The sequence below is a fragment of the Spirabiliibacterium mucosae genome, assembly GCF_014884965.1.
GTDB classification, from domain to species: domain Bacteria; phylum Pseudomonadota; class Gammaproteobacteria; order Enterobacterales; family Pasteurellaceae; genus Spirabiliibacterium; species Spirabiliibacterium mucosae.
This window is the reverse complement of record NZ_JABTBO010000037.1, coordinates 1-13,327: the sequence shown is the minus strand read 5'-3', so window position 1 is coordinate 13,327 and position 13,327 is coordinate 1. Positions and strand designations below refer to the sequence as shown.

12 protein-coding genes and 1 pseudogene are annotated in these 13,327 nt (G+C 51.0%); 11 read left to right on the top strand and 2 right to left on the bottom strand.

The annotated features are described in order from the left end of the window. Positions 1 to 189: 189 nt before the first annotated feature. A complete protein-coding gene (locus HPC37_RS10295; protein ID WP_208123029.1) occupies positions 190 to 996 on the bottom strand; it encodes a sulfite exporter TauE/SafE family protein in 807 nt (268 codons plus the stop codon). A 408-nt stretch (positions 997 to 1,404) separates the two neighbouring features. On the opposite strand from HPC37_RS10295, the pseudogene HPC37_RS10290 reads away from it, so the two are divergent. The 11 genes and pseudogenes from HPC37_RS10290 to HPC37_RS10240 all read left to right on the top strand — a co-directional run bounded on the left by HPC37_RS10290 (position 1,405) and on the right by HPC37_RS10240 (position 12,896). Beyond that, a pseudogene (locus HPC37_RS10290) lies at positions 1,405 to 3,082 on the top strand (solute:sodium symporter family transporter). Positions 3,083 to 3,091: 9 nt separating this feature from the next. Next, positions 3,092 to 4,540: a sulfatase family protein gene (locus HPC37_RS10285; RefSeq protein ID WP_208123028.1), complete on the top strand. Its 1,449-nt coding sequence runs from the start codon at positions 3,092 to 3,094 to the stop codon at positions 4,538 to 4,540. 9 nt (positions 4,541 to 4,549) lie between these two features. Next, a complete protein-coding gene (locus HPC37_RS10280) occupies positions 4,550 to 5,497 on the top strand; it encodes an ROK family protein (RefSeq protein ID WP_208123027.1) in 948 nt (315 codons plus the stop codon). 111 nt (positions 5,498 to 5,608) lie between these two features. Next, a complete protein-coding gene (locus HPC37_RS10275; RefSeq protein WP_208123026.1) occupies positions 5,609 to 6,199 on the top strand; it encodes a Crp/Fnr family transcriptional regulator in 591 nt (196 codons plus the stop codon). Between the two features lie 61 nt (positions 6,200 to 6,260). Next, entirely contained in the window at positions 6,261 to 6,611 is a 351-nt protein-coding gene (locus HPC37_RS10270) for a Spx/MgsR family RNA polymerase-binding regulatory protein (RefSeq protein WP_208123025.1), read from the top strand. Further along, a complete protein-coding gene (dapE, locus tag HPC37_RS10265) occupies positions 6,611 to 7,741 on the top strand; it encodes a succinyl-diaminopimelate desuccinylase (RefSeq protein ID WP_208123024.1) in 1,131 nt (376 codons plus the stop codon). The genes HPC37_RS10270 and dapE overlap by 1 nt, the downstream gene beginning before the upstream one ends. Before the next feature lie 2 nt (positions 7,742 to 7,743). After that, the gene (locus HPC37_RS10260) at positions 7,744 to 8,421 is read left to right on the top strand and encodes a M15 family metallopeptidase (protein ID WP_208123023.1); all 678 of its coding nucleotides are present in this window, start codon (positions 7,744 to 7,746) and stop codon (positions 8,419 to 8,421) included. A 180-nt stretch (positions 8,422 to 8,601) separates the two neighbouring features. Next, the gene (ptsG, locus tag HPC37_RS10255) at positions 8,602 to 10,038 is read left to right on the top strand and encodes a PTS glucose transporter subunit IIBC (RefSeq protein WP_208123022.1); all 1,437 of its coding nucleotides are present in this window, start codon (positions 8,602 to 8,604) and stop codon (positions 10,036 to 10,038) included. Positions 10,039 to 10,169: 131 nt separating this feature from the next. After that, positions 10,170 to 11,141 (top strand): ABC transporter substrate-binding protein, encoded by a 972-nt coding sequence (locus HPC37_RS10250; protein ID WP_208123021.1) that lies wholly within the window; start codon positions 10,170 to 10,172, stop codon positions 11,139 to 11,141. Between the two features lie 52 nt (positions 11,142 to 11,193). Beyond that, a complete protein-coding gene (locus HPC37_RS10245; RefSeq protein ID WP_208123020.1) occupies positions 11,194 to 12,102 on the top strand; it encodes an ABC transporter permease in 909 nt (302 codons plus the stop codon). Next, positions 12,102 to 12,896: an ABC transporter ATP-binding protein gene (locus HPC37_RS10240; RefSeq protein ID WP_208123019.1), complete on the top strand. Its 795-nt coding sequence runs from the start codon at positions 12,102 to 12,104 to the stop codon at positions 12,894 to 12,896. The genes HPC37_RS10245 and HPC37_RS10240 overlap by 1 nt, the downstream gene beginning before the upstream one ends. Positions 12,897 to 12,911: 15 nt before the next feature. Here HPC37_RS10240 and HPC37_RS10235 read toward each other — a convergent pair whose 3' ends face one another. After that, positions 12,912 to 13,073 carry a hypothetical protein gene (locus tag HPC37_RS10235; protein ID WP_208123018.1) on the bottom strand — a complete coding sequence of 54 codons (162 nt, stop codon included), beginning with the start codon at positions 13,071 to 13,073 and terminating at the stop codon, positions 12,912 to 12,914. Positions 13,074 to 13,327 lie beyond the last annotated feature (254 nt).

The window sequence follows — 13,327 nt, the reverse complement described above, 5'->3', positions numbered from 1 at the left end:
CTGCGATAGTGATAACGGAGTTATGAACGTGCGCGCCGAGCGCCAGCTCGAAAGTGAAAACCGATTTTTATGACGGAGTGCTAAGAGAGAAAAAGCCGCCCGCCGCAGGCGGAAAAGATAGTGATGACGGCGTCATAAAAGAGAACAAGGAAAGAAAAAAATAACGAAGGAAAAACCCAAAGTGCGGTATCAAATAAACTGCAACAACACCATATAAAGCGCAATCACCAACAAAATCAACCCCAACAACGTATTCGCCAACTTAGGCTGCAACACACCCCGAATCTTCATCGAAAAAAAACTCATCACAAACGAACTCAACACCACAATACTCACAATCGAAAAATTCACATAGCCCACCTGCCACGAATTCGCCAAATGAATACTCGGCGTCTTAGACAAATAACCATAAAGGCTACCCAACCCCCCAATCACCATCATCCAATTCGTATAGGCCGACACCTGATGCGGCTTCACACTCGGCAACTGATTCACCAACGGCGCCATAATCGAGCCACCGCCAATGCCTGTCATCCCCGCCACACTGCCGCCAAACAAACACACCGCCATGCCAGGCAACGCATCGTTTTTCACCTTCTCACCGGCTTTCGGTTGATGCTTATAAGGCGAGGTTAAAAACGTCTTCACCGCCAGAATCAACAACGTGACCACAAACACCGTGATGATAATCCAATCCGCGACCAAAAAACTCACCTCAAAGCCCGCCTGCACGCCGAGAATCATCCCAACTGACCACAACAGCATGCTGCGCATATTAATTTTGATCTGCTGCTTGTGAAACGAAATCAAATTAATCAGCGCCGTGCCCATCACAATCGTCAGCGACGTGGCCGCCACCATCTGCAACGGAATTTCTGGGAACAGGGTATGCAGCGTTGGCACCATCAACACCCCACCACCAATGCCGAACAGCGCCGACATCAGGTTGGTCAAAATCCCACAGATAATCAAAATAAAAATCAGAGATACTGTCATAATCGTCACGGTTGCTGCTAAATTGTGCGTATTGTGACCGAAAATTCAGCCACGGCTTATGATCGTAGTCATATTCAAGGGAAATATTTTATCACCCTTTGGTGCCCCTGATGACCTGTGGCTTTCAGTGTAAAGAAGCGAGGGGCAAAGCAATATGATCACAATCAGAAATGCACTGTGAGATTTCTCACAAAAATGAAAAGTGCGGTTTTCAATTATTTAAAAATGATGGGTTTCGTGATTGAGATCACTTTGACTATATGATCGCTATCATAACGAATTGCTAACAAAACGATTACTCTACAATAGCACTCGAAAATTGATCAGCAATTTTCAATCTATTGATCTATATGATGATTTCACGTTATCGCAATGTTTAAACTGTAAAGTGCGGTTTAAGGAGCAAATATGTTTGTTACAATTATAAGCTTTCTCGTTGTCACGGGGCTTGTGGCATTGGTGTCGTGGTATCGCACCAAAAATGATGATTTGACCACCTCCAAAGGCTACTTTTTGGCAGGCCGTGGTTTGGGTGGTTTGGTGATTGGGTGTTCGATGGTGTTAACCTCGTTGTCAACCGAACAGCTAATCGGGGTGAACGCCAACTCTTATAAAGGCAATTTTTCGATTATTGCTTGGACAGTTCAATCAGTTATTCCGTTGTGTTTTTTGGCGTTGTATTTGTTGCCGAAATACATCAAAAACGGTTACACCACCATTCCTGAGTTTTTTGAAAACCGTTTTGACCGCCAAACTCGGCTGATTATGTCAACACTGTTTTTGATTTTCTATCTTTTCATCGCTATTCCAACCGCACTTTATACTGGGGCGATCGCATTTAATAAAATCTTTAACCTTGAAACCATTTTCGGTTTGACCTATGGCCAATCCATTGTTTACACCGTGATTGCCATCGGCATTGTCGGTTCGATTTATGCGATTTTCGGGGGGGTTGAAAGCGGTTGCTGTGTCTGACACCGCCAATGCGATCATTTTGGTGATTGGTGCGTTGTTGGTGCCTTTGTTTGCTTTGGCCTATCTTGGTGATGGCAGCATGACCGAAGGGGTGCGCATTATCACCACCACCCATGTGGAAAAATTCAACGCCATTGGTAGCGCGACCGATGCCGTACCGTGGCCTGCGATGTTCACAGGGATTTTGATTGTTAACTTCTTCTACTGGACAACCAACCAAGCGATTGTGCAACGGGCGTTGGGTGCGCGGAACTTGCAAGCTGGCCAAAAAGGGATTTTGATTGCTGCACTGTTCTTGCTGTTGTTGCCAATCATTTTGAACTTGCCAGGTTTGTTGAGCTTCCATATTGTCGGCCCTGGCCTTGACCCAATTGACTTGTCTTATCCTGAATTGGTAAACCGTGTGTTGCCAACCGCGCTGAAAGGCTTCTTCGTGGCGGCACTGTTTGGGGCAATTTTGAGTACCTTTAACTCCTTCTTGAACTCAGCGGCGACCATTTACTGTAAAGACTTGTTACCGTCGATTAGCCAAAAAGTGCGGTCTGAAAAAGAACTGATCAGCTATGCGAAAAAAATCTCTGCCGTGATGGCGGTGGTGACCATGATTATCGCACCGCTGTTGATGTTTGGTACTGATGGTATCTTCTTGGTGGTGAAACGCTTTGCCGGCTTTGTGAACATTCCTATCGTGGCACTCTTTGCAGTGGGTATTTTCAACCGCACTGTTTCAGGTAAAGCTGCTCGTATCGCTGTGTTGCTTCACGTTATCTTGTACTTCACCTTAGTGTGGGTGTTGAAAGTGAAAGCCAACTTTGTGTATGTGATGGCGTGGTTGTTTGTGTTTGACGTGGTGGTGATGTTGGTGTTGGGCCAATTCATGAAACGCGCCGAACCGTATCAAGACAGCGTAGTGAATAAAGGTGATGTTGATCTCTCTAACTGGAAATATGCTAAGATGACAGTGGCATCATTGGTGTTAGGTTTGGTGACATTGTACACATTGCTTTCACCTATCGGCCTTGCATCAGCGTCGGGTAATCCATCAATGATTTTGCTGGCCTATGCTGTCATCCAAATCATCATTATTTTAGTTATGCGTAAAAAAGCCTAGGAGTCTGTGATGAATAATGTTGTCTATATTTTGTTGGATCAAGTCAGAAAAGATATGTTGGGTGCTTACGGGCACAAAATTGTGAAAACACCCAACATTGACCGCTTGGCCAAAGAAGGGATTCGTTTTAATAATGCGTTCACGCCAGCGTCTGTCTGCGGGCCAGCACGGACATCATTATTCACTGGATTAATGCCGTCGTCACACGGCATTATCCGCAACGGCGAAAAAGGCGGCACTGGTGAGGTGAGCCGCGATCAAGCCAACATCGGCGATGTGCGTGGCTACAATACCTACGTCGTCGGCAAATGGCATGTGGGCACACGTTGCGTGCCTGAGGACTATGACATCAAAGGGCATAATTTTGATGGCTATGGCTACCCAGGCAGTGGCGTGTATAAAAACTTGGTGTTTGATCAGCCGCCAACTCACTCCAACCGCTATAAAGAGTGGCTAGAAGAAAAGGGCTTTGACATTCCTGAAGTGAGCCGCGCTTATTTTGGCGACAACCCGCACTTGCGTGTTCAAGAGCTGTGCGGCTTGCTGTCGGGCACAAAAGAAGCCACCATTCCGTATTTCATCATCGATGAAGCCAAACGCTACATTCAAGAATCGATTGATGAAAACAAACCGTTTTTTGCTTGGGTCAACTTCTGGGGGCCACATACGCCGTGCATTGTGCCTGAGCCTTATTATTCTATGTATAACCCCGATGATGTGGTGCTGGATCAAAGCTTTTTCACCCCGCTGGAAGGCAAGCCAGGCCATTACAAAACCATCTCTAAAATGTGGGGCATGTGGAGTGCCAGTGAAGCGCATTGGAAAGAGGTGATTTGTAAATTCTGGGGCTACATCACGCTCATTGACGACGCCATTGGTGAGTTGTTCGCCTTTTTGGAAGAAAAAGGGCTTTATGACAAAACCTTTGTGGTGGCGACAGCGGATCACGGTGATGCAATGGGCGCACACAAGATGATCGAAAAAGGGGAGTTTATGTTTGAAACCACCTATAACATCCCGATGATCATCAAAGATCCGCAGTCTAATCGTGTCAATGAAGAAGACGACAATCTCATTTATCTCCACGACCTCACCTCCACTGTGTTTGATATTGCAGGCCAAGCCGTGCCTGACTCATTTGAGGGCGAAAGCCTGTTGCCGATTGTGCGTGAGCACAAAAACAACGACCGCAAAGGTGTGTTAGGGCAGTTGGCAGGGCATTTTGTCTATTTTGAACAGCGGATGTGGCGGCGCAAAGATTATAAACTGGTGTTTAATGCCAGCGATGTGTGCGAGCTTTACGACATCAAAAATGATGTTGAAGAATTGCACAATCTGTTCTATGACGAAGCCTATCGCGACATCAAAAAAGAGATGCTCGAAGAAATGTATGCTGAAATGATGCGCTTGAAAGACCCGCTGGCTAACTGGGTTTATCGCATCATTGATGAAGTATAAGGGGGCGTGATGAACTATTATGCGGGTGTCGACATTGGTGGCACCAATACCAAAATTGGGCTGGTGGATGCGCATTTTAATGTGCTTGCGCAAACGCAAATCAAAACGCTGTCAAAAGAGGGCGCAGAGCGCACTTTCAGCCGCATTTGGGACAGCATCCAGCAACTGGCCGAAGCACAACAGTTGGATTTGACCGCACTTTTAGGCATTGGGCTGGGCATTCCAGGCCCGGTGGTGGATAATGCGATCGTCAAAATTGCGGCCAACTTTTCTTGGGGCAATGATTTCAACGCCAAGGCCTTGCTGGAGCGCATTTCAAATAAGCCAGTGAAAGTGGATAACGATGTCCGCGTGATCACCTTAGGGGAAAAACGCTTTGGCCAGTGCCAACAGTATGACAATGCGGCCGTGATCCCGATCGGCACTGGCATGGCGTCAGGCTTAATCATTAATGGGCAGGTGGTCTCTGGCACGGTCGGGTTTGCCGGCGAGCTTGGCCATATCCGTGTGGAAGACAACGGCTATCAATGCGGTTGTGGCTTGAAAGGCTGCTTAGAAACTTATGTTTCTGCCCCTGGCATTGTGCGCGCAGCCAAAAAAGCACTGCAAGCCAACTCAAGCAGCAAGCTGCAGCAATACGCTAGTGATGATGGCCTTGAGGCGCACCATGTATTTGAATGTGCCAAAGCAGGTGATAATGTTGCCATAGAGGTGATCGACCAATTCTGTCGCCACTTAGCCTACGGCATTAGCGTGCTGGTGAATTTGCTCAACCCACAAGCTATTGTGCTGGCAGGTGGCGTGGCCAAATCGGGCGATTATATCATTGAGCGACTTTGGCATTACCTCCCTGATTTTGCCCTTGGCGTATCGCTTAAAGACTTGTCGATCAGCGCAACCGCACTTTCAGAAGAAGCGGGCATCAAAGGTGCAGCCGCTTTGGTTATTAACGCATAAAAGGGCTTATCGCCCTTTTATCTGTTATCCCCATCACACTTTTGGCGATTCCCCCTTCCCTTTAACACCCAGCGTGGCACAATTGGGGCAGCGTTGTTTTTGGGAATTTGTATGCAAACACCACACGAGGCGTTGAAAAACTGCCAATTAACCTATCTCCACACCCTTGAGAAGGGCACGACCATTTATAAGCAAGGGGAGCGTGCGAGCGAGTTTTATTATGTTGAAAGCGGGCTTATTGGGCTTTATCACACGTTGGAAAACGGCAAGGAGAGCCTGCTGCGGTTGTATCAAAAAGGCGATTATTTTGGCTTTCGCACCCTGTTTGGCGGGCATTTTTATCACTGTAGCGCCAAGGTGATGATGGAGGCCGAGGTGGTGCGCATTCAGCCCCATGATTTGCTCAGCTTTCTTAAAGACAACCCCGAAACCGGCCAAAAGCTGCTCTACACACTCGCCAATGAGCTCGGTGATGCTGAGCATCGGCTGGCGAAAAGCGCTTATTTAAAGAGCTTGGACCGCGTGATTGACAGCATCTATTTTTTAAGCGAAAACTACCCCGATTATGCCTGGACGTATCGCGAGATTGCCGAATACGCCGGCTGCGAAACCGAAACGGCCATTCGCATCGGCCGTGAGCTCAAGCAAAAGGGGCTGTTGAAAAGCAGTGTGCGCCACCCGCGGCGGAAAAACAAAAGCTAGCATTCGACACCGTTTTGAATCTATGCCACAATGCGCCATTGCCTGCAACAAAGGAGATGTGATGTTAACGGTATATGGCATTAAAAATTGCGACACAGTGAAAAAAACGCTCAAGTGGCTCGCCGACAACGGCCTTGAGGCTCAATTGCACGACTACCGCCAAGACGGCTTGGACGCCGCCTTGGTGGCAAAACTGACCGCACTTTTCCCCCTAGAAAGCTTGATTAATAAACGCTCAACCACGTGGCGCAACCTTGATGATGCGAGCAAAACCGCACTTTCAACCGATGCGGCAGGCAAGCTGCTGCAAGCCAACCCGACATTAATCAAACGCCCGATTGTGCTCGGTGGCGCCGAGCCGTTGCTCGGCTTTGATGCCGCGCACTACACCCGCGTGCTCAAGGGGGCGTGATGCAACAGGCGATTTTGAACTTAGCCCAAGCGTTGATTCGCAAGCCGTCCATCAGCCCGCAGGATTTGGGCTGCCAAGAGATGATTGGCGAGTATTTGGCAAAGTGCGGTTTCACGCTCGAGTGGATGCCCTTTGGTGACACGCTCAATTTGTGGGCAACCCATGGCGAAGGCCGCCCGTGCATCGCCTTTGCGGGCCACACCGACGTGGTGCCCGTGGGGGATGAAGCCCAATGGCAGCACCCGCCGTTTGCCGCCGAGGTGGTGGGGGATTTGCTCTATGGCCGCGGTGCGGCGGATATGAAAGGCTCGCTGGCCGCGATGGTGGTGGCCGCGTGCGAATTTGTGCAGCAACACCCCAACCACAAAGGCAAAATCGCGTTTTTAATCACCTCCGATGAAGAGGCTGCTGCCACCGACGGCACCGTCAAGGTGGTCGATACGTTAATGCAACGCGGTGAACCGATTGATTATTGCATGGTGGGTGAGCCGTCTAGCACCGAGGTGCTCGGTGATGTGATCAAAAACGGCCGGCGAGGTTCGATCACAGGCGATCTGCGCGTGTTCGGCGTGCAAGGCCATGTGGCCTACCCGCACTTGGCGGACAACCCTGTGCATAAAGCACTCAACGCCCTTGACGAGTTGGTGGCAATCGAATGGGATAACGGCAATGATTACTTCCCGCCAACGAGCTTGCAAATTGCCAATATTCACGCTGGCACCGGCAGCAATAACGTGATCCCCGGCGAGCTATTTGTGCAATTTAATTTGCGCTTTTGCACCGAGCAAACCGCCGAGGGCATTGGGCAGCGCGTCAAGGCGCTGTTAGACAGCCACGACTTGAAGTATGACCTGCAATGGCGCCTGTCGGGCAACCCGTTTTTAACGCCTGAGGGCGAGTTTGTCAACGCGGTCAAAAGTGCGGTCGGCGAGGTGCTCAATATAGCGCCGAGGCTCGACACAGGCGGCGGCACGTCAGACGGGCGCTTTATCGCGCAAATGGGCGCGCAGGTGGTGGAATTTGGCCCGCTCAATCGCACCATTCACAAAGTCGATGAATGCGTCAGCGTGCGCGATCTCGCCGTCCTCGGCGAGGTGCATTTGCGCTGGCTGGCAAGATTATTGGGGTAGGTATGCAGTTTACAGCCGAGATGCTCACAGGCAAAAGTGATGCCCATTTGGTGGCGCTGGCTAGCCCCTATGCCCAGCATCACTGCGTGCATCATGAGACGCTGCGCGCCTTTCAAGGCTTGCAGCAAAGTGCGGTCAAAGCAGGGTTTGACTTGCAGCCGGCCAGCTCGTTTCGCGATTTTGAGCGCCAGCGGCTGATTTGGAACGGCAAAATGAGCGGCGCGCGCAAGGTGCACGACGACAACGGCTGCGCGCTGGATTTCACCGGCTGCGATGAATGGCTCAAAATCCAAGCGATTTTGCGCTGGTCGGCGATGCCAGGGGCAAGCCGCCACCACTGGGGCAGTGAGATTGATTTTTATGACCCCACTCGTTTGCCGGCCAATCAAGCCTTGCAGCTTGAGCCGTGGGAATACCAAGCGGGCGGCTATTTTGCCGATCTCAGCGCGTGGCTGGAGGAGGCCTTACCGCACTTTGATTTTTACCTCCCGTTTATGCAAAAAAGCAGCAAAGAAATCGGCCGTGAGCCGTGGCACATCAGTCATTTGCCTGTCGCGAAGGTGGCACAAGCGCAGTTTACACCGCAGGTGCTGGCCGACAGTTGGGCAGGCGAGGAAATTGCAGGGCAGGGCACGTTGCGCGCGCACTTGGCGGAGATTTTTGAGCGATTTATTTTATGAAATTAATTTTATATAAAATGGAATTATTTTTTAGTTTTAAAAAAATGTGATCTCGCCCGTATTCTTGAGAATTTCTTGAAAAAACCGTTGCCGAGCGCCGTTGCGCTCGGTATATTTTGCAAACTTGCTTAAAGAGCAACATAACAAATACGGTTTTCCCCTTTTTATTAGGAGTCATTTATGTCTAATGTTTTTGCCAATGTGCAAAAAGTCGGTAAGGCACTGATGTTGCCTGTTTCCGTGTTGCCTGTCGCCGGGATCTTGCTCGGCATCGGTGCAGCGCACTTTTCGTGGTTGCCTGAAATTGTTTCAAACTTGTTTGAACAAGCCGGCGGCTCAGTGTTCGGGCAAATGGCGCTGCTGTTTGCCATCGGGGTGGCGCTTGGCTTCACCAACAACGATGGTGTAGCTGGCCTTGCCGCCACCGTGGGCTACGGCATCATGGTCGCCACGCTCAAAGTGATGGCGCCTATCGTTGGCGTGGAGTCAATCGACACCGGCGTGCTCGGCGGGATCTTAGTCGGTGGTGTGGCCGCGTGGTCGTTCAACCGCTTTTTCCGCATTCAATTGCCGGCCTATTTGGGCTTTTTCGCGGGCAAACGCTTTGTACCGATTGTCACCGGCTCTCTGACCATTTTGCTCGGCGTTGGCTTGGCGTTCATTTGGCCACCAGTGGGGCATGTGATTGACTTGTTCTCAAACTGGGCTGCAGAGCAAAATCCACAACTGGCCTTTGGCATCTACGGCGTGGTTGAGCGGACATTAATCCCATTTGGCTTGCACCACATTTGGAACGTGCCGTTCTTCTTCCAAGCGGGCACCTGCCAAAATGCCAACGGCGAAGTGCTGCACGGTATTGTGACCTGTTATGTTTCCGCAACTGAGGCCTCGCGCACCGCCGAAATGGGCTATTTCGGCCAATTAGCTGGCGGCTATATGTTCAAAATGTTTGGCCTTCCAGCGGCTGCGATTGCCATTTGGCGCGCCGCCAAGCCTGAAAACCGCGCTCGCGTGGGTGGCTTGATGATTTCTGCCGCGTTGACTTCATTTTTAACTGGCATCACCGAGCCGTTGGAATTCTCCTTTATGTTCGTGGCGCCAATTTTGTATGTAGTCCACGCGTTATTGGCAGGCTCTGCTTATGTGGTCACCAATATGCTGGGCATGGTGCACGGCATGACCTTCTCCCACGGGTTTATCGACTTTGTGGTGCAGTCATCCAACTCACACAAATTGTGGCTCTTCCCGGTGGTGGGTGCAATTTATGCCGCGATTTACTTCACCGTGTTCACCGTGTTGATTAAAGCGATGAACCTCAAAACCCCAGGCCGTGAAGATGTGGTTGCCGATGCAGCCAGCGCCACCGCCAACAAAGAGGACGAAATGGCCGCTAACTTGGTTGCCGCCTTTGGGGGCAAAGAAAACATCAAGAGCCTAGACGCCTGCATCACCCGCTTGCGCGTGGGCGTGCATGACATCGCCAAAGTTGACCAAGCGCGGCTGAAAGCGCTCGGCGCGGCCGGCGTTGTGGTGGTGGGCAGCGGCATTCAAGCCATCTTCGGCACCCGCTCGGAGAACTTGAAAACCGACATGGATCACTGGATCAAGGCCAACTAACCGCACTTTTCATTTCAACCCTGCCCCTCGGCAGGGTTTTTTTATGTTTAAAAGAAAAAATCCTTGCATCGCGGAGAAAAATCAATATACTAGTTTACTAGTACAGTAAATCAAACAGAAAAGGTTATCACATGAAATTCGTTAAAGGATTAGTACTTTCTGCACTCAGTGCACTCGCATTAGCCACCCACGCGCAAGCCGCCGATAAAGTGAAAAACGTGGCGATCACCACCATCGTTGAGCACCCCGCATTGGAGGAAATCCGCCAAGGGATTATTGACCAACTCGCCAAAGAGGGCTTTGTGGATGGCAAAACCATCAAAATTGACTACCAAAACGCCCAAGGCAGTGGCGCAACAGCCGGCCAAATCGCGCGCAAATTTGTGGGCGACAACCCCGATGTGATCATCCCGATCACCACCCCAAGCGCGCAGCCGGTGGCCGCCGCAACGCGTTCAATCCCGGTGATTTTCTCTGGTGTGACCGACCCAATCCACGCCAAATTAGTCAAACAATTTGGCAAAAACCCAGGCAATATCGCGGGTGTCTCCGACCAAGCACCGCTTGAGCCGCAAATTGAATTAATGCAAAAATTAATCCCAAATCTCAAAACCATCGGCTTTATTTACAGCCCAGGTGAGGCCAACTCTGTCGCCGTGCTAGGCTTGTTGGAAAAAGCCGCCGCCGAAAAAGGCTTGAAAGTGCTAGCCATGCCAGCCCAGCGCACCGTTGATATCTCCACCGCGGCCGCCAGCCTGGTGGGCAAAGTGCAGGTGATTTACACCTCGGAAGACAACAATGTGGTCTCCGCCTATGAAGCGCTCTATAAAGTGGCCAGCGATAGCAAAATCCCACTGATTGCCTCGGATTCTGGCTCCGTGAAAAAAGGTGCCATCGCCGCGATTGCAACAAATCAATACAATGTTGGCGTAGAAACTGGTAAACTTGCAGCCCAAGTATTGCGTGGCGAGGCGGTGTCGAATTTAAACACCATTCGGACCGACCATGATTTGGATTTCTTCTTGAATGCGAAATCCGCCAAAGCGCAAGGAATTGAGATTCCGCAAGCGCTGAGAGAAAAAGCCACCCAAATTTTTGAATAACAACGGCTTTGCGACCGCACTTTGAGCTCAAAGTGCGGTTTGGTATTTTTTTATGACAACGGTTTTATTTTTAGGCGCGCTTGAAATTGGCTTGATTTATGCCTTAGTGGCCTTGGGCGTGCTGATTTCCTTTCGTATTTTGGACTTTCCAGACCTCACCGCCGACGGCAGTTTCCCGCTCGGCGGTGCTGTGTGTGCGGTGTGCATCATCAACGGCGTCAACCCGTGGCTGGCCACCGTGCTGGCCACGCTGGCAGGCGCGATGGCAGGCTTTGTCACCGCTTGGCTGCACGTGTCGCTGAAAATTTTGCAACTGCTGGCGAGCATTTTGGTGATGCTTGCCCTTTATTCCGTCAACCTGCGCATTATGGGCTCGCCCAATGTGTCGCTGCTCGGTGAACCGATTATTTACGACACCTGGGCGGGCGACAACTTTGAGGCGCTGCGCTACTGGCAGCCGCTGATTGCGCTCGGCTTTGTGATTGTCGGCAAACTGTTTTTGGATTGGTTTTTCAACACCCAAACGGGCCTTGCCGTGCGCGCCACCGGCGCCAATATCCGCATGGCGAAAGCGCAAGGCATCGCCACTGGCAACATGGTCTATCTCGGCATGGCGATTTCCAATGGCTTGATCGCCCTTGGCGGCGCGCTTTATGTGCAAAGCCAAGGCGGGGTGGATATGTCAATTGGCGTGGGCACCATCGTGATCGGGCTGGCAGCCGTGATCATTGGGGAAACCTTGATCCCGTCGAAGAACATTGTGGTGATCACGCTTGCGGTGGTGATCGGCTCGATTTTATACCGCTTTTTCATCGCCATTGCGCTTAGTAGCGACACGCTGCGTGAGATTGGCTTTCGCGCGCAAGATCTCAATCTCGTGACCGCGCTTTTGGTGGTGCTGGTGCTGGTGGCGCCGCAAATCAAGGCGAAAATGCTCGCCCGTGGCAAGGGGGTGGAGTGATGATGAAGCTCGTTAATTTGCACAAAACCTTCAACCGCGGCACGCCGATTGAAAACCCTGTGCTGCGCGGCATCTCGCTCGACATTGCTGAAGGGGAGTTTGTCACCGTGATCGGCAGCAACGGCGCGGGCAAATCCACCTTGCTCAACGCCATTTGTGGGGATTACCCAGTCGATTGCGGCAAAATTTTCTTAAGCGGGGTGGATGTTACCAAGCAAAGCACCAGCCGCCGCGCGGCACAAGTGGCGCGGGTGTTTCAAGACCCAATGCAAGGCACCTGCGAGGGCTTGACGATTGAGCAAAATATGGCGCTGGCCTATTATCGCGGCCGCCGCCGTGGCTTGGGCTTTTTCAGCAACAAAGCCACACGCGAGCTGTTTCAAGAGAAACTCTCAATGCTTAAACTGGGGCTGGAAAATCGCTTAAACGACCGCATGGGCATGCTCTCTGGCGGGCAACGCCAAGCGGTGAGTTTGTTGATGGCGTCATTGCAGCCGTCGACCATTTTGCTGCTCGATGAGCACATTGCAGCGCTGGATCCGAAAACCGCCGATTTTGTGATGGCGCTAACGGATAAAATTGTGAGGGAGAATAAGCTCACCGTGTTGATGGTGACGCACTCGATGCGTAAGGCGTTGGATCATGGTGATCGCACGGTGATGTTGCATCAAGGGCAGGTGGTGTTGGATGTGAGCGGGGAAAAACGCGCACGTTTGGATGTGCCAGATTTGTTGGCGATGTTTGAGCGCACCCGCGGTGAGGAGATCAGCGACGATAGTTTGTTGTTGGGTTAATCTCTCACCATGCTGTTAGACCGCACTTTGGGTTTTAAAGTGCGGTTTTTTGTTGCGCGTCATTTTGAGCTGGCGTTCCGCGAGCGCTTTCATTTTCTTTTCCTTGTTCTCTTTTATGACTCCGTCATCACTATCGTTTTTCACCATTTCGAGCTGGCGCTCGGCGCGCGCATTCATAACTCCGTCATGACTATCGCAGTTCCGCCTGCGGCGGCTTAGGGGCTTGTTTGCGCAAGCCCCTAAGAACCCAACGCACCCCAGGTTCGCCGCTGGCCGTGCTGCGCTACGTGGTTATTTAACCGTTCGAATTTTTAACTTGCCCGCTGCGCGGGCTTCGGACACGAAAAATTCTCACTGATAACCACTGCGCTCCGCACTAGCGGCTCTATGGGGCCCAAAAACACCACAGCCATTCACGAGAGTGAAAACAC